Annotated in this window: 11 protein-coding genes; 9 read left to right on the forward strand and 2 right to left on the reverse strand. The window is 33.2% G+C overall.

What is annotated here, in order from left to right; all coding sequences use genetic code 11:
* The first annotated feature begins 160 nt into the window (after positions 1 to 160).
* From J8L88_RS14760 to J8L88_RS14780, 5 genes are all read left to right on the forward strand, one after another.
* Positions 161 to 1,933: a long-chain fatty acid--CoA ligase gene (locus J8L88_RS14760; protein ID WP_118385542.1), complete on the forward strand. Its 1,773-nt coding sequence runs from the start codon at positions 161 to 163 to the stop codon at positions 1,931 to 1,933.
* A gap of 193 nt (positions 1,934 to 2,126) precedes the next feature.
* Positions 2,127 to 2,582 (forward strand): MarR family winged helix-turn-helix transcriptional regulator, encoded by a 456-nt coding sequence (locus tag J8L88_RS14765; protein ID WP_027392072.1) that lies wholly within the window; start codon positions 2,127 to 2,129, stop codon positions 2,580 to 2,582.
* A 19-nt stretch (positions 2,583 to 2,601) separates the two neighbouring features.
* Positions 2,602 to 5,007, forward strand: coding sequence for a 3-hydroxyacyl-CoA dehydrogenase/enoyl-CoA hydratase family protein (locus J8L88_RS14770; protein WP_211061109.1), 2,406 nt, complete (start codon positions 2,602 to 2,604; stop codon positions 5,005 to 5,007).
* Between the two features lie 15 nt (positions 5,008 to 5,022).
* Positions 5,023 to 6,213 carry an acetyl-CoA C-acyltransferase gene (locus J8L88_RS14775; RefSeq protein ID WP_027392074.1) on the forward strand — a complete coding sequence of 397 codons (1,191 nt, stop codon included), beginning with the start codon at positions 5,023 to 5,025 and terminating at the stop codon, positions 6,211 to 6,213.
* Between the two features lie 32 nt (positions 6,214 to 6,245).
* Positions 6,246 to 8,063 (forward strand): acyl-CoA dehydrogenase family protein, encoded by a 1,818-nt coding sequence (locus J8L88_RS14780; RefSeq protein ID WP_027392075.1) that lies wholly within the window; start codon positions 6,246 to 6,248, stop codon positions 8,061 to 8,063.
* A gap of 112 nt (positions 8,064 to 8,175) precedes the next feature.
* On the opposite strand, the gene J8L88_RS14785 is transcribed toward J8L88_RS14780, so the two are convergent.
* On the reverse strand, positions 8,176 to 8,967 hold the full coding sequence (locus tag J8L88_RS14785) for a hypothetical protein (protein ID WP_108803766.1): 792 nt from the start codon (positions 8,965 to 8,967) through the stop codon (positions 8,176 to 8,178).
* 747 nt (positions 8,968 to 9,714) lie between these two features.
* Here J8L88_RS14785 and J8L88_RS14790 point away from each other — a divergent pair.
* Both J8L88_RS14790 and J8L88_RS14795 read left to right on the forward strand, forming a co-directional pair.
* Positions 9,715 to 12,009 (forward strand): starch-binding protein, encoded by a 2,295-nt coding sequence (locus J8L88_RS14790; RefSeq protein WP_211061110.1) that lies wholly within the window; start codon positions 9,715 to 9,717, stop codon positions 12,007 to 12,009.
* A gap of 225 nt (positions 12,010 to 12,234) precedes the next feature.
* Positions 12,235 to 13,029 carry a CBM9 family sugar-binding protein gene (locus tag J8L88_RS14795; protein WP_245591187.1) on the forward strand — a complete coding sequence of 265 codons (795 nt, stop codon included), beginning with the start codon at positions 12,235 to 12,237 and terminating at the stop codon, positions 13,027 to 13,029.
* A 47-nt stretch (positions 13,030 to 13,076) separates the two neighbouring features.
* Here J8L88_RS14795 and J8L88_RS14800 read toward each other — a convergent pair whose 3' ends face one another.
* Positions 13,077 to 14,879 (reverse strand): glycoside hydrolase family 15 protein, encoded by a 1,803-nt coding sequence (locus tag J8L88_RS14800; protein ID WP_027392078.1) that lies wholly within the window; start codon positions 14,877 to 14,879, stop codon positions 13,077 to 13,079.
* A 92-nt stretch (positions 14,880 to 14,971) separates the two neighbouring features.
* Here J8L88_RS14800 and J8L88_RS14805 point away from each other — a divergent pair, with 92 nt between their 5' ends.
* Both J8L88_RS14805 and J8L88_RS14810 read left to right on the forward strand, forming a co-directional pair.
* The gene (locus J8L88_RS14805; RefSeq protein WP_118385539.1) at positions 14,972 to 17,185 is read left to right on the forward strand and encodes a bifunctional alpha,alpha-trehalose-phosphate synthase (UDP-forming)/trehalose-phosphatase; all 2,214 of its coding nucleotides are present in this window, start codon (positions 14,972 to 14,974) and stop codon (positions 17,183 to 17,185) included.
* A 46-nt stretch (positions 17,186 to 17,231) separates the two neighbouring features.
* Entirely contained in the window at positions 17,232 to 18,359 is a 1,128-nt protein-coding gene (locus tag J8L88_RS14810; protein WP_371813675.1) for an MFS transporter, read from the forward strand.
* The last annotated feature ends 45 nt before the right edge of the window (positions 18,360 to 18,404 follow it).

An 18,404-nucleotide genomic window follows, 5' to 3' on the forward strand; every position in this document is an offset into this window, starting at 1 on the left:
GTAATTTTCAAAAAATTCTCTATAGAATAAAAAGTACGAGAATTTTAAGAATATAAAATAAATTTTGTGCAACTTTATAATAACGGTTAACTATCATTTTTCTTAAAAATACAGTTAACTGAAGGTCTTTTAAACAGAGTAAAAATATCTGAAACAACGTATGAATACAATTACTAGATTATTTGATTTTCCGCATTATCAATTAGAAAAATACAACTTAGACAAAGCTTTAATTACGAAATATAATGGTGAGTGGGTTGCAACTTCAACTAAGGAGTATGTAGATAAAGCAAATCAGATCAGTCGTGGTCTATTACGATTAGGAGTTAAGCCTAATGATAAGGTCGCAATTATTTCTTCCAATAATAGAACGGAATGGAATATTGTGGATATTGGAGTTTTACAGATCGCTGCACAAGATGTACCTATCTACCCTACTATTTCCCAAGAAGATTACGAATATGTTCTAAATCACTCAGAATCTGTTTATTGTTTTGTATCTGATGATGAAGTTTTACAAAAAGTAAATAACATAAAAGGCAATGTTCCTTCATTAAAAGGAGTATATTCTTTTAATGATCTTGATGGATGTGATAGCTGGAATAAAGTATTAGAACTTGGTAAAGATGATAGTAATCAAGAAGAAGTAGAAAAAATAATGGCTTCTGTTAAAGAAGACGATTTAGCTACATTAATTTATACTTCTGGAACCACTGGGAGACCTAAGGGTGTAATGCTAAGTCATAAAAACATTGTATCTAACGCTTTACATAGCTCTACGAGATTTGCAGATTTTGGAGGAGAAGTTAAAGCATTGAGTTTTTTACCGGTTTGCCATATTTATGAAAGAATGTTAATGTATCTATACCAGTATAGAGGTATTGGTATTTACTTTGCAGAATCTCTAGAAACTATAAGTGACAACTTAAAAGAGATACAGCCGGATATGATGACTGCTGTTCCTAGACTTCTAGAAAAAGTATATGATAAAATTATTGCTAAAGGAGCTGACCTAACTGGTATCAAAAAGAAATTGTTTTTCTGGGCGGTAGAGCTTGGTCTTGAATATGAACCATATGAAGCAAATGGTTGGTGGTATGAAAAGAAATTAGGTATTGCCAAAAAATTAATATTTAGTAAATGGCAAGAAGCATTAGGAGGAAATCTTAAAGTAATAGCTTCCGGTAGTGCTGCTTTACAATCCAGACTAGCTAGAGTGTTCAATGCTGCAGGTATTAACGTAATGGAAGGTTATGGATTAACCGAAACGTCACCTGTAGTCTCCGTTAATGATATTAGAGACAGAGGGTTTAAAATTGGTACTGTTGGAAAAATGCTTCCGGATACCGAAGTAAAAATTGCAGAAGACGGAGAAATTCTTGTAAAAGGTCCTCAAGTTATGATGGGATATTACAAAGATGAGGAAAAAAGTAAAGAAGTATTAAAAGATGGATATTTTCATACTGGAGATATAGGAGAAATAGATAATGAAGGTTTCTTAAGAATTACAGACCGTAAAAAAGAAATGTTCAAGACTTCAGGTGGAAAATATGTAGCGCCTCAAGTAATCGAAAACGCAATGAAACAATCTCGTTTTATTGAACAAATAATGGTAATTGGAGATGGAGAAAAAATGCCAGCTGCATTTATCCAACCAAATTTCGAATTTGTAAAAGACTGGGCAAACCGAAAAGGCATATCTATTGGAACTACTAATGAAGAAATTGTTAGTAATCAGATAGTAATTGATCGTTTCCAAGAAGAAGTAGATGAACATAATGAAAAATTTGGAAAATGGGAACGCATCAAACGATTCGAACTTACATCTGATGAATGGAGTATTGAAGCGGAACACCTTACCCCTACAATGAAATTAAAAAGAAGAGTGATCAAGGCAAAATACCAAGATCTATACAGTAAAATTTATGGCTAATTCAATTCACTGATTACAAATGTATAGTGTAAAACTTTAACTTTAAATCAGTAAACTCCTCATTTTATGAGGAGTTTTTTTATTAATTCAATAGAAAAACGTAAATTACATACTCTTTTTTTGATTTTTTACACAATTTATTATGCGTGCATAGTAAATTTTTCTTACCTTTACTGCATAACAAATTTTCTGAATGAGAGAAAAAACGATTGATTATGCACTACGAGCTACATGGATGGCAGTTGCCAAGATGTATAACGAAGAAGCAGGTAAAAAAGGTAGTACAATGGCAACAGGTTTTGCTTTAATTAGCATTGATCCTGAAAATGGAACACCATCTACCTCATTAGGCCCTAAAATGGGTATGGAAGCCACCAGTTTATCTAGAACTTTAAAAACTATGGAAGAAAAAGGATTAATCTTTAGAAAGAAGAATCCTCAAGACGGCCGTGGTGTTTTAATTTATCTAACACCTTTCGGTGTAGAAATGAGAAATTTTTCAAAAGACGTAGTTTTTACATTTGATCATGCCGTAAGAAAACATGTTTCTAAAGAAAAGTTAGATACTTTCTTAGAAGTATTTCAATTGATCAATGATCTCATTGCTACGAAGAAAATATACACAAAACAAGAATCTATAACATCTTAACAACCAGAAGTTAAAAAAAATGAAAAGAGTCATTAAAAAAGTTGCAGTAGTTGGTTCAGGAATTATGGGATCCGGTATTGCATGTCATTTCGCTAATATAGGCGTCGAAGTACTATTGTTAGATATAGTACCAAGAGAATTAAACGACAAAGAAAAGGCCAAGGGTCTTACATTAGAAAGCAAAGTGGTTCGTAATAGGTTAGTAAATGATTCACTAACCGCCGCTCTTAAGTCTAAACCCTCTCCTATTTACAGTCAAAAATTTGCAAATCGTATCACTACAGGTAACCTAGAAGATGATGTTGCAAAAGTAGCAGACGTAGACTGGATCATAGAAGTAGTAGTAGAAAGACTGGATATCAAAAAACTAGTTTTTGAAAACCTAGAGAAACATAGAACTCCTGGAACACTAATAACTTCCAATACCTCAGGTATACCAATAAAATTTATGAATGAAGGAAGAAGTGAAGATTTCCAGAAACATTTCTGTGGGACACATTTCTTTAACCCGGCACGATACTTAAAATTATTTGAGATCATCCCTGGCCCAGATACTTCTACAGAAGTTCTTGAATTCCTAAATGGATATGGAGAACAATTCTTAGGGAAAACATCTGTGGTAGCTAAGGATACTCCAGCATTTATTGGAAATAGAATTGGTATCTTCAGTATAATGAGCTTATTCCATATGGTTAAAGATATGGGATTAACCATAGAAGAAGTTGATAAATTATCTGGCCCTGTAATCGGACGTCCTAAATCTGCTACTTTTCGTACAGTTGATGTCGTAGGTCTAGACACTTTAGTGCACGTTGCCAATGGTATTGCTGACAATTGCCCAGATGATGAGCGTCACGAATTATTTAAACTTCCTGCCTTCATTAATACAATGATGGAAAATAAATGGTTAGGAAGCAAAACAAAACAAGGTTTTTACAAAAAGAATGTATCGCCAGAAGGGAAAAAGGAAATTCTTTCTTTAGACCTAGATACTCTAGAATATAGAAGTAAAAAAAGAGCTTCATTTGCTACTTTAGAAATGACCAAAACTATTGACAAGGTAGTAGATCGTTTTAAAGTTTTAGTAGCTGGAAAAGATAAGGCTGGAGAATTTTATCGTAAAAGTTTTGCTGCATTATTTGCATATGTATCGAATCGTATTCCTGAAATCACAGATGATCTTTATAAGATTGATGATGCAATGAAAGCTGGATTTGGATGGGAACACGGTCCATTCCAAATATGGGATGCAATTGGTGTAGAAAAAGGAATCGAAATAATGAAAGCAGAAGGGTACGAACCAGCTGCTTGGGTACATGATATGATCGCTTCAGGAAGTACTTCTTTTTACACTGTAAAGAATGGAGCTACTAATTATTACGACATTCCGAAAAAGGAACAAGTAAAAGTTCCTGGACAAGACGCATTTATCATTCTTGATAATATTCGTAAATCATCAGAAGTTTTCAAAAACAGCGGTGTTGTAGTAGAAGATCTTGGCGATGGAATCCTTAATGTAGAATTCCAAAGTAAGATGAATACTATAGGTGGTGATGTACTTGCAGGATTAAATACAGCTATTGATATGGCTGAAAAAAACTTCCAGGGATTAGTTGTAGGTAATCAAGCCGCTAACTTTTCTGTTGGAGCAAATATCGGAATGATTTTTATGATGGCTGTAGAGCAGGAATACGATGAGCTAAATATGGCTATTAAGTATTTCCAAGATTCTATGATGCGTATGCGTTATTCTTCGATCCCTACAATTGTTGCTCCTCACGGCATGGCATTAGGTGGTGGATGCGAAATTTCATTGCACGCTGATAAAGTAGTTGCTGCTGCAGAAACCTATATGGGATTAGTAGAATTTGGTGTTGGTGTAATCCCTGGTGGTGGTGGATCAAAAGAAATGGCTTTAAGAGCTTCAGATCTTTTTAAGAAAGATGATGTAGAACTTAATGTATTACAGGAACATTTCTTAACTATTGGTATGGCTAAAGTATCCACTTCTGCTTACGAAGCATTTGATACAAACTTACTTCAAAAAGGAAAAGATATAGTTGTTGTTAATAAAGATCGTCAGATCGCTACAGCGAAAGCATATGCAAAATTAATGGCAGAACAAGGATATACACAACCTGTTAGAAGAAAAGATGTAAAAGTCCTTGGAAAACAAGCACTAGGTATGTTTTTAGTTGGAACAGATTCAATGGAAGCAAGTAAATATATCTCAGAGCATGATCATAAAATAGCAAATAAGTTAGGATATGTTATGGCTGGAGGAGATTTATCAGAACCTACCCTTGTAACAGAGCAATACCTATTAGATCTAGAGCGCGAAGCTTTCTTGTCTTTATGTACAGAACGCAAAACGTTAGAGCGTATTGAACATATGCTTAAGAAAGGTAAACCTTTAAGAAACTAGAAAAAAGAAAAAGAAATGAAAACCGCATATATAGTAAAAGCATATAGAACAGCCGTAGGAAAAGCGCCTCGCGGAGTGTTCAGATTTAAAAGAACTGATGAGTTAGCTGCTGAAACAATTCAGCATATGATGAAAGAGCTACCACAATTAGACAAAAGCCGTATTGATGATGTTATTGTTGGTAATGCTATGCCAGAAGGATCTCAGGGTCTTAATATGGCACGTTTAATATCATTGATGGGATTAGAATCTATTGATGTACCAGGTGTTACTGTAAATAGATTCTGTTCTTCTGGAATTGAAACCATAGGTATGGCTACTGCAAAAATACAAGCTGGAATGGCAGATTGTATTATAGCTGGTGGTGCAGAAAGCATGAGTTCAGTTCCTATGACTGGATACAAAACAGAATTAAACTATGATTTAGCAAAGTCTGGTCATGAAGATTACTATTGGGGAATGGGAAATACTGCAGAAGCGGTTGCCAATCAATTTAATGTTTCTAGAGAAGATCAAGATGAGTTTGCTTACAATTCTCATATGAAAGCTTTAAAAGCGCAAGCAGAGGATCGTTTTCAGGATCAAATTGTTCCTATCAATGTTGAACAGATTTATGTTGATGAAAATGGTAAAAAAGCTAGCAAATCATACACCGTAAATAAAGATGAAGGACCACGTGCCGGAACTAGCAAACAAGTATTAGGTAAACTAAGACCTGTATTTGCAGCTGACGGAAGTGTGACTGCTGGTAATTCTTCTCAAATGAGTGATGGTGCAGCTTTTGTAATGGTAATGAGTGAGGATATGGTAAAAGAATTAAACCTAGAGCCAATCGCAAGACTTGTAAACTATGCTGCAGCCGGTGTAGAGCCTAGAATTATGGGAATCGGTCCTGTAAAGGCTATTCCTAAAGCATTAAAACAAGCTGGTTTAAAACAAGATGATATCGATCTGATTGAACTTAATGAAGCTTTTGCTTCACAATCATTAGCGGTAATGCGTGAGCTAAACATCAATCAAGATATAGTGAACGTAAATGGAGGTGCTATTGCTTTAGGTCACCCACTTGGCTGTACTGGAGCTAAACTTTCTGTTCAGTTATTTGATGAGATGCGCAAACGTGATATGAAAGGTAAATACGGAATGGTAACCATGTGTGTTGGAACGGGACAAGGTGCTGCAGGTATTTTTGAATTTTTGAACTAAAAAAAATAGAATAAAGAAATAACACTAATAAAATGAGTACAGAAACTTTAAATAAAGACATTCTTAGAGGAGGACAATTCCTTGTGAAAGAAACGAAAGCTGAAGATGTATTTACTCCAGAAGATTTTTCTGAAGAGCAAAAGATGATGCGTGATAGTACCAAAGAATTTGTAGATAGAGAACTTTGGGCACACTGGGAAAAATTCGAATCAAAAGATTATGCTTTTACTGCAGAGTGTATGAAAAAAGCCGGAGAACTTGGTCTTCTTGGTGTTGCCGTACCAGAAGCATATGACGGTCTAGGAATGGGATTTGTTTCTACAATGTTAGTATGTGATTATATATCAGGTGCTACAGGATCATTTAGTACTGCTTTTGGAGCACATACAGGTATCGGTACTATGCCAATATCATTATATGGAAACGAAGAGCAAAAGAAGAAATATGTTTCGAAATTAGCTACTGGAGAGTGGATGGGAGCATATTGCTTAACAGAACCAGGCGCAGGATCTGATGCAAATTCTGGAAAAACAAAAGCTGTATTATCAGAAGATGGTAAACATTATTTGATCTCAGGTCAAAAAATGTGGATCTCTAATGCAGGTTTTTGTAATGTAATGATTGTTTTTGCTCGTATTGAGGATGACAAAAATATCACTGGATTTATTGTAGAATATGATCCTAACAATTCTAACGGTATCTCATTAGGTGATGAAGAAAAGAAATTAGGTATCCACTCCTCTTCTACTCGTCAAGTTTTCTTTAGTGACACTAAGGTCCCTGTAGAGAATATGTTATCAGAAAGAGGTAATGGATTTAAAATTGCGATGAATGCTTTAAACGTTGGACGTATCAAATTAGCAGCAGCTTGTTTAGATGCGCAACGTAGAGTAATTGGAGAAGCTACTAAATATGCTAATGAGCGTATTCAGTTTAAAACTCCAATTATGAATTTTGGAGCAATCAAATCTAAGATCGCTGAAATGGCTACGAATACCTATGCAGATGAATCTGCAAGTTACCGTGCTGCAAAAAATATCGAAGATAGAATTGCTATCCGACAAGCGGAAGGAAATACACATCAAGAAGCTGAATTAAAAGGAGTTGAAGAATACGCTATCGAGTGTTCTATACTAAAAGTAGCTGTTTCTGAAGATGTTCAGAATACTACAGATGAAGGTATTCAAATATTTGGAGGAATGGGATTCTCTGCAGATACTCCTATGGAATCTGCTTGGAGAGATGCTCGTATTTCTCGTATCTATGAAGGTACTAATGAGATCAACCGTATGTTAGCTGTAGGTATGCTAGTAAAGAAAGCAATGAAAGGTCATGTAGATCTTTTAAATCCTGCTATGAAGGTTGCTGATGAATTAACAGGAATTCCTTCTTTTGATACTCCTGATTACTCTGCTTTATTTGCAGAAGAAAAAGAGATCATTGCAAAATTAAAGAAAGTATTCTTAATGGTGGCAGGAGCTGCTATGCAGAAATTTGGTCCGCAATTAGAAGAGCACCAACAATTATTAATGGCTGCCTCTGACATTCTAATTGAAATCTATATGGCGGAATCTACAATTCTACGTACAGAGAAAAATGCTAAGCGTTTTGGAGAAGATTCTCAAGAGATTCAAATTGCAATGTCTCAATTATACTTATATAACGCAGTAGATATCGTTATTAAAAAAGGAAAAGAAGGAATCGTTTCTTTTGCTGAAGGAGATGAGCAACGCATGATGTTAATGGGACTTAAACGTTTCACTAAATATGCGAACCAACCAAATGTGGTTGCATTAAGAACAAAAATTGCTGATAAAGTAGCTGCCGAAAACGGATACTGCTTTTCATAACAATAATAATATATCCGTTCCTAAGGATTAAAACTAGGAAGTTGTTTAATTTTGATTTAAGAAACCGTCTTTCTGTTGGGGAAAGACGGTTTTTTTATTTATCAAATTTTATCTACCCTCTACATCCACGTAATACTCCAAAAAGGAAATCATCAGCAGCTTGCGCATATTCATCTCCACAATTACGATCAAAAGGATTCGTACTTCCACCTAATACACGTCCGCATTGATCATGATCTAAACAATCTTTAGTCCAAGCACTAGCGATAGAAAAAACACCCGGACAACCAGAACCGCAACGGCCTAAACAACGATCACCATTTACTAATTCACGATCTCTATATATTTGGCCTTCATTATCATCGTACACAGCAGTAACATATGTATTTTTTCTAATACAAGTTATTCCATCATCATTACCTTTCACTAGATTGGTTTGGTTCCCTTTAAAAACAATTTTTTCGTAACTATAATTACTTGGAGATTTAGCCCAATATTCTAGTAATTTCAATAAGGTGAATTCTGCCATCGTAAAATCATCCACAGAACCATCCTTAAATAGATATGCAGAGATCTCCTCTCCTATCATTAATAATGTTTCTTTTTCTTTACTAGATAACACAACATTCTTACCATCGATTTCAATAAATTCTGTATCATAATCTATTGAAGCGACTAGCCTTACATCATTTATCGCTACTTTAACAGTATAATAATTCGATTTTTCTACAACTTTATATGCTATCTGGAAACCGTTAAGTTCTTTTTTCCCTTCTAATTGATCTTCTTGATGAATTTCTAATCCAATTGTTTCATCATTATTGGAGTCCTCTTGATTATCACAAGAGTTTAATAAAAATAAAAACAAAAAGATGTTTACTAAAAATTTAAATTGAATTTTCATGATTTGATATATTTAAGTTAGTTACACTAAAATACTTTACTAATCTAAATTTCTTACTACCAAATGATTATCAAAACATTAATCTAATTTAATATTATGGAAATATCACATTATAGTTCATTAAGAAATTTTTAAAAAAACAATAAATAAGTACGCTAATAATTCATTAAAAGAGCCTCAAATTTTTACAAATACAATAAACAACTGTTAATTATATGTTGTTTTTCAATATATTATGTGAAATAACAAGAATTTATCAACACGAAAACGTTATAGTAACTTTTCAGAAGATAAGAATTGAATATTTCGTAATAACTTAGTAGAAATTTAACACAAGAAACACTTTTACAAACTAAAACTTATGAATTATGAAATCAATTTCCCCTCCTCCGAAAATTTCGAAATTATTTGAGCTACTCTAATTAAATAAAATAGTTCTATTAACTAATCAGTCAGAATAAATAGAACCTGTTTTTTTTGAATAAAAATTTTGAAAAAATCACTTATCTATAGTCGTCATAATTACTGTTTTTATAATTAAGAGCACCAAACTCTTGATTATCTTTTCATTAAAACAAACAAAGTAAGTTTCGCTGGTTGTCAGACAAACTTCTATTTTCTTGTATATATACGTCTTTCCATAAGTTATTTATTTCATATTCTTATTTAACTAAGAACGAAAATTTGCGAAAAAAACTTACTCACTTATTACAAACTACTGTTTTCAACAGAACAAAAAATCTTAAAATGAAAAGAAAAAACCTCTTAAAAATCCTGGTAAGCTTTTTATGTTGCTTACCATTTTTACAGTTACAGGCACAAGATGAAGATGTAATGTTTCAGGCTTTTGACTGGAATGTACAAAACCAACCTGCAGGTCAAACTTGGTATGATGTTGTTTCTAGTGTTAGAAATACCATCAGTGATGCAGGAATTGACCTAATCTGGATGCCTCCTCCAAGTAATTCTGCCGCCCCACAAGGATATCTGCCTAGAGAGATTAATAACTTCGATAGCGCCTATGGTACTACTAATCAACTGAAGTCATTGATCGATCAATATCATAATTTAGACATTAAAGTAATAAGCGATATTGTAGTGAATCATCGAGTAGGTACTAACGACGCAGTTACATTTACAAATCCGGCTTGGCCAACATTTTATATTACAGCCGATGATGAAGGTAGAAATTTTGTAAATGGTCCCGTAGAGTTTAGTATTAATAATGATTTTGTACCTGGATTTGATTTAAAAGCAGATGGTTCTAGTGGAGGATTTGCAGCTGCCAGAGACTTAGATCACAGAAATCCAGCAGTAAGAGCAGAGATTATAAAATGGATGAAAAAGTTACAAGATGATCTTGGTTTTGATGGATGGAGGTATGATTTTGTTCACGGATATGATCCTATATATAATAAAGAATACAACGATGCTACAAACCCTTACTTTGCGGTAGGAGAATTACTAGAAAGTAGCAGAGTACAAACGAATAATTTTGTGAATAGAACGCAAGGTTCATCTTCTGCTTTTGATTTTAACACAAAAGTAAGTTTACAAAATGCGATTAGAGATAATAATTTATCTTATTTAAGAGATGGTCAAGGTAGGCCTTCTGGTATGATGGGTATCAATCCATCTAAATCAGTTACTTTTCTTGATAATCATGATACTGGTTTCGCACAACAATGTTGTGGCTCAAATTTTGTTTTTCCAGGTGGAGAGACAAATCTTAGAAAAGGATATGCTTATATTTTAACACATCCTGGAAACCCAATGGTATTCTGGACTCATTTCTTTGATACTGGCGCAGGCGTACAAAATGCTATTAAGGATCTTATTGCAGCAAGAAAAAGTGTAAGAATTCACTCTGGATCTACTATAAGTATTGATGAAGCAAGAGGAGATTTATATGCCGCTTACATCGATGGAAGATCTGGAACACTAGCAATGAAGCTAGGATCTGGTAATTGGTCTCCTAACGGAAGTGGATGGACACTACAAACTTCTGGTACTGATTATGCAGTATGGACACAAGGCGCAAATACTGGTGGCGGAGAAACGGTACCTCCTTATACTGTTAACTTCTTTAAACCATCAGGTTGGGGATCTAACATCAATGCTTATGTATTCGATTCAGGAGCAAACGCTACACTTCCTGGGACTAGTGATTGGCCTGGAAACAATATGACGAACATTTCAGGAACAGATTGGTATTCTTTTACCATTACTCCTCCTGCAGGTGTTTCTGCAGCAAATCTTAGAGTCATCTTCAATGATGGAAATAACCAAACTGATGATCTTTCGAGAAGTACCAATGGATGGTACCGAGGAAATAGTTGGTCCGACAATTGTCCTAGCGATTGTAGTGGTAGTGGATCAGGAACAACTAATGATGTAACATTAAACTTCCAAAAACCTGGCGGTGGATGGGGTACTAATACCAACATGTACTTATATAATAAATCCACAAACCAAACATTGTCTGGAACTGCAGGTTGGCCTGGAACAATTATGAACAACTTAAGTGGTACATCTTGGTGTAGAAAAACGTTTACATTACCTAATGGAGTCGCTACAAATAATGTTGGAGTGGTTTTCAATAATGGAAATGGTCAACAAACAGTTGATCTCACAAGAGGTACCGATGGATGGTTTATAGTAACCGGAAGCAGTAATGGAAAAAGAACCGGAACTTGGTCTAATAACTGTACTAATAATTGTCCTTCTAACAGAGCAATGGAATTAGCTGATACAGCTGATAAAGAGAATACTTCCATCATAGAGAAAAGTATTGTTACTCTTTGGCCAAATCCAATTAAAGATAGAGGTACATTAAGCGTAAATACATCAGAAAATGGTGTTTTAAAAGTTAGTATCTCTAATATTTTAGGTCAAACTAAAACTATATACAGCCAAAACACGCAAGTAGGGAATCAAACTATAGAAATTAATTCAAGTGATATGCGAGAATCTGGCATCTATTTTGGTACCATAACATTAAATGGTAAAAAACTTAAAAGAATTAAAATTGTAAAACAATAATTTTTTTGTCCTAATTACTTACCAATAATTATCACAAGTTGATATGTTAGTCAAGAAGCGGTCGTTTTAATAAAACGACCGCTTTTTTAACCTTATTTAATTCTGATATCTTTTCTATTAACTTTACAAAATCTTAACTTTTATATATCGCCAATAAAAAGCGTATTGTTTTTAATATCTTTCCACTCTTTAAAAATTCAATTTATTAACTATAATACTCAAACTTTGAAAAAAATAGCTTTCATTTTATCTCTAATTATATTGATATCTTGCAAAAATCAAGAACCAAAAAGTTCTGATAAAACAATTGCAGATTCAACAGAAAAAACTGCACTTCCAAAAAAAGAAAAAAAAGATCATCAAATTCGAGATATTAAAAAAGCAGAAATAGCTCCCAACGTAGATGGAGATATGGATGATCCAATCTGGAATCAAACGAAATGGTATCCAATGGATCAGAATTGGATTGGGGAATTTCCAGATATCAAAGATTTCTTTGGTAGGTATAAAATGACTTGGACTCCAGAAGCTTTGTACATTTTAGTAGAAATTAAAGATGATATTTTATATGATCAATATAAAGACCCACTTAAATTATGGTGGGATGATGATTGTGTTGAGATATTTATAGACGCCGATAATTCCGGAGGAGAACATCAATACAACAACAATGCGTTTGCATATCATGTAGCATTGGATGGTAATGTTGTAGATCTAGATTCACAGAAAAAACCATTACTTTATAATAATCATGTAAAAATGAAACGTACAACAAAAGATGATGTTTCTATATGGGAATTCGAACTGACCGTATATGATGATACTTACCAAGAAGGCAAAGCCAATGATCCTGTGGTTTTATCTAAAGATCAAAAATTAGGTTTCGCTATAGCCTATAACGATAATGATACGAGTAAAGAAAGAGAAAATTTCATGGGTTCTGTCTTCGTACCTGGCGAAGATAAAAATCAAGGCTGGATTAATGCTGATATCTTCGGTACTATAGTTCTTATTGAGTAAAATAAATCTCTAAAAATATAGAAAAGGAATTTTCCGTTGTGATACTCTTATAACATTGTTTCCATCAATTGTTCATCTTTAGATACATCTTCAGAAAAATTAACTGCGGTTTCAATAAGTGCTAAATGAGAATATGCTTGCGGAAAATTCCCTAACAATCTTTTAGACTTAAAGTCTATATCTTCACTAAAAAGCCCTAAGTGATTGCTATAAGATAACAATTGATCAAACATTGCTTTTGCTTTTGCTTTCTCTCCTATTTTATTTAAACTATTGATAAACCAAAAACTACAAATAGTAAATGACGAAGAAGGCAACCCAAAATCATCTTTATTCTTATAACGATATAATAACCCATCATTACATAATTCTTTTTCTGTAGCTTTTACAGTACTTATAAATCTTGGATCCATTGGCTCTATAAAACCATAAGATTCCATTAATAACGTAGAAGCATCTAAATCAGAGGATCCGTAAGATTGGGTATAAGCCTGTACCTCTTCATTCCAAGCATTCTTATAAATATCATTATAAATCCGATCTCTAAGCTCAATCCACCTCGTATTATTTTCTGTTTTACCAATAAGCTCTCCTATCTTAATAGCTCTATCTACAGCCACCCAACATAACAATTTAGAGAATGTAAAATGTCTTTCTTCTGTTCTAAATTCCCAAATACCTTTGTCTGGTTTTTCCCAGTTTACATTTACAATATGAACAATACTCTTACTTATGGTCCATAAACTCTCACTATCATCTACGGCGCAATCAAATTTCACGAATTGTTGGTAAATTACATTCATCAGAATCCCATAAATATCATTCTGTTTTTGATGAAAAGCAGCATTACCAATACGTACGGGACTAGAATTTTTATAACCGCTTAAATGATCCAATGTTTTCTCCGTAAGATCCTTTTCGCCATTAATACCATACATAATCTGGATCTTTTCATCTTTATCTGGTATAATATCTATAATAAACTGAAGAAAACGTTGCGCTACCCTTTTATGTCCTAAATCAGAAATCACTTTTATTACCATAGAGGCATCTCTAATCCAACAAAAACGATAATCCCAGTTACGAACTTCTCCTATTGTTTCGGGTAAAGATGTAGTCGCAGCAGCCAAAACAGCTCCAGATTTTTCATAACTAAGCAATTTAAGTACCAATGCACTTCTTAGAATCTGATCATTGTAAACTGCATACGAAGTAGTTTTCTCACTCCAATTCATCCAGTACACACGTGTTCTCTGTAATTTAAGATAACATAGTTCTAAGGATTGCTTTAGAATTTTTTCGTGATAACTGATTAAAAAATAAGCATTACCAGATAAAACTATCTCTTCTGAATTTAAAATAGCTTCTAAATCTAAATCCGAATAAAGGTATAAAGTATCATATTTATCTTTATCTGTTATACTTTTTATATATTCATCAGTTTTTTTAGAATAAGTTTCCTCTTTGGCATACTCCAATCTAGGATTATATCTAACTCTAAAAGATGGCTTTCCTGAAATCAATTTAATATATCGTATGATATCAGCAGGTGTATGATAAGTACCATCTTCATTCTGATATCTAGGCATAAAATCTATACTTTCGAAAGCATCTGTACCATTATTAAATTCGGTAACTAAAATATTTGTTTTGGCGATATACTTTTGGGAAATAGTATATTCATCTGAAACTAAAATTTCAAAAGAGCCTCCTTTTTTTTCATCTAAAATTTTTGCAAAAACTGACGAAGAATCAAAATTTGGCAAACAACACCAATCAATTGCTCCTTGTTTAGAAATCAACGCTGCACTTTTACAATTCCCTATAATTCCGTAGTCCAAATTGTCCATATAACCTCAAGTTCTTTTAAATAAACGTACCTTTATTCACTGAACCGAAATTTAATCAATCAAATTTAGTCAACCAACTTTCGCCACCCTTTATGAGCAAAACTATCATAATCTCAAATCGACTACCCTTACAATTAGAAATTGACAATAATTCTATTAAAACTACTCCAAGTGTTGGAGGATTAGCAACAGGAATGAAGTCTGTGCACTCCGGAAGTGATAGCATTTGGATAGGATGGAGTGGTCTAACCGAAGAACAATTAGACACTGAAAAAAGAAATTTAGTTAATAATGCACTAAAAAAACATCAATGTGTTGGTGTACCACTTACAGAATTAGAAATAGATGGATTCTATTATGGTTTTAGCAATAATACTTTATGGCCATTATTTCATTATTTTATGGAATATACAGAATTCAACAAAGACAGTTGGGAAGTATATCAACAGGTAAATCAAAAATTTGCAGATGTAATAATAGAAAATCTCGGAGAAAATGATACTATCTGGGTACACGATTATCAACTATTATTGCTACCTGAGATGATTCGCAAAAAGAAACCGAACGTAACTATAGGTTTCTTTTTACATATTCCTTTCCCATCTTATGAAGTCTTTAGAACGATTCCTTGTAGAGAAGAACTATTAAAAGGATTACTGGGTGCCGATCTTATTGGTTTTCACACCTATGATTATGAACGTCATTTCCTGAGTTCAGCCCAAAGAATTTTAGGATTAGAAATTAACTTCAATAATGTTCATATAGATAATAGAATAGTAAAAGTAGATTCTTTCCCAATGGGAATTGATTATGATAAATTTCATAATGCCGCTACTATTCATAATGAAAAAGAGAAAAAAGATCAAACAGAGATACAGCAAAAGATAGATGAACATTTAATAAGTGGTGATCGAGCTAAACTTATCTTATCTATTGACAGACTAGATTACACCAAAGGAATAGCCAACAGATTAAGAGCTTTTGAATATTTTCTGGACAAATACCCTCAATTTAAAGGTAAAGCAAGACTTGTAATGCTTGCAGTTCCATCTAGATCAAATGTTCCACAATATCAACTACTAAAAAACGAAATTGACCAATTGGTAGGTAGAATTAATGGAAAATTTTCCGAAGTTAGTTGGACACCCATTTGGTATTTTTATCGTTCTATGCCTTTTGAAAACTTGATTGATTTATACACTTCTAGCGAAGTTGCTTTACTTACTCCTATTAGAGACGGAATGAACCTTGTAGCAAAAGAATATATAGCCTCTAGAGTAGATCAAAAAGGTGTTCTTATTTTAAGTGAAATGACAGGAGCATCAAAAGAAATGAGTGAAGCACTTATTATCAATCCTAATAACTTTGAAGAAATAGCAGATACACTAAAATTTGCTTTAGAAATGCCGGAAGAAGAGCAAATAAAAAGAAATAAAGCACTACAAAAACGGTTAAAAAGATATAATGTAGAGAAATGGGCAAATGATTTTATGGAGTCTTTAGATGCAACTAAGACTACTGCTAAGAAATACTCTTTAAAAAAACTGACGCCTTCTATTAAAAAGGATTTATTTAATGATTATAATACTTCAAAAAATAGAATTTTATACATTGATTATGATGGTACTTTAGCACCTTTTGAAAAAATTCCTGAGAATGCAAAGCCAACTCAAAAAATATTTGATATTTTAGATACGTTACAAAGTGATGATCGTACCAAAATAATTTTAATAACTGGAAGAGATAAATTCACCTTTAACAAGTGGTTTGGTCATAAGGATTATACCTTAATTACTGAACACGGCGCTTGGCTAAAAGAAAACAATAAAGATTGGGAACTTTTGGAACGAGTTAGTAATGGTTGGTTCGAATCAATCGCCCCAGTTTTAGAATCGTTTACTGATAGAACACCGGGTTCTCTTATAGAAGAAAAAAATTATTCATTAGCTTGGCATTTTAGAAATGTAGATCCTGATTTAGGAAAATTAAGATCCATGGAACTAAAAACAACCATACAACATCTAATAGCTAATCACAACCTAGAGATTCTAGAAGGTGATAAAGTATTAGAAATAAAAGTTAGTGGCATTAATAAAGGTAAATCAGCGTGTAAAATGCTAACTGAAAAAGAGTATGATTTTATCTTTGCCATTGGAGATGATTGGACAGATGAATACATGTTTAAAGAATTACCTTCTTCTTCGTATACAGTTAAAGTTGGACTTAAAAAGACGATTGCTAAATATTATGTAGAAGATACAAATCAAGTTCACGAATTATTAAAAGAATTTAATAACCAATCATAAGAACACATATCTGAAACCAAAATTTTATATACTTCCGGTAATAATTATTGCGCAGTTTTTCTGTACTTCACTGTGGTTTGCAGGTAATGCGGTAATTGATGATTTTGCCGCTCAATTTAGTGTAGCATTTAATATTCTTGGATATCTTTTATCCACTGTACAATTCGGATTCATTGTTGGTACACTAACCTTTGCCTTACTTACTATAGTCGATAGATTCCCTCCTTCTAAGGTGTTTATGATTTCGGCAATTCTAGGAGCACTTTGTAATATTGCCTTGTTAATACCTAATATTACCGTATTAAATGTATTAACAGCTAGATTTGGTACAGGTTTCTTTCTTGCAGGAATCTATCCTGTAGGTATGAAAATAGCATCTGACTACTATAAGGATGGATTAGGAAAAGCCCTTGGATATTTAGTAGGTGCTCTAGTTCTTGGAACCGCGTTACCACATTTGTTAAAAGAACTTTCTTGGAATAGCGATTATAAAATTGTAATACAATCTACAAGCCTTTTAGCTGCTATTGGAGGAATTTTAATCTTTATTTTTGTTCCTAACGGTCCTTATAGAAAACCTGTTTCTAAACTTCAATTAGGTGTAATAACAGAGCTTTTTGGGATTGTTAGTTTTAGAAAAGCTGCTTTAGGATATTTTGGGCATATGTGGGAATTATATGCTTTTTGGGGGTTTGTTCCGATATTATTAAAAACATATGTAGAACAACACAGAATAGGAATTCCCATTTCATTTTGGTCATTTATCATTATCGCAGTAGGTTTTTTCTCTTGCATCATTGGCGGATATATTTCTTTAAAAACGGGTAGTAGAAAAGTAGCTCGATATTCACTTATTATTTCTGGACTATTTTGTATTACCTCTCCCCTATTATTCCAGTTAAACACAGAAATCTTCTTAGGATTATTATGTCTTTGGGGAATGGTCGTTATTTCAGACTCTCCTCAATTTTCGACTTTAGTTGCGGCTGCAGCTCCTCCAGAATTAAGAGGAACAGGACTTACTATTGTTAATTGTATAGGTTTTGCTATTACCATCATAAGTATTCAGTTACTTTCATATGCAGTTACCAAAATTGATCCTATATATTTATTTCTATTTTTAGCAATTGGTCCAGCCATTGGATTATATAGTTCAAGAAAACAATTACTATAAACTCTTAACAAATACTTAAGAAAATACTTGATAATTCAGTGTACT

It is taken from the genome of Aquimarina sp. MMG015, assembly GCF_018100855.1.
In the GTDB taxonomy this organism is placed as follows: Bacteria; Bacteroidota; Bacteroidia; order Flavobacteriales; family Flavobacteriaceae; genus Aquimarina; species Aquimarina latercula.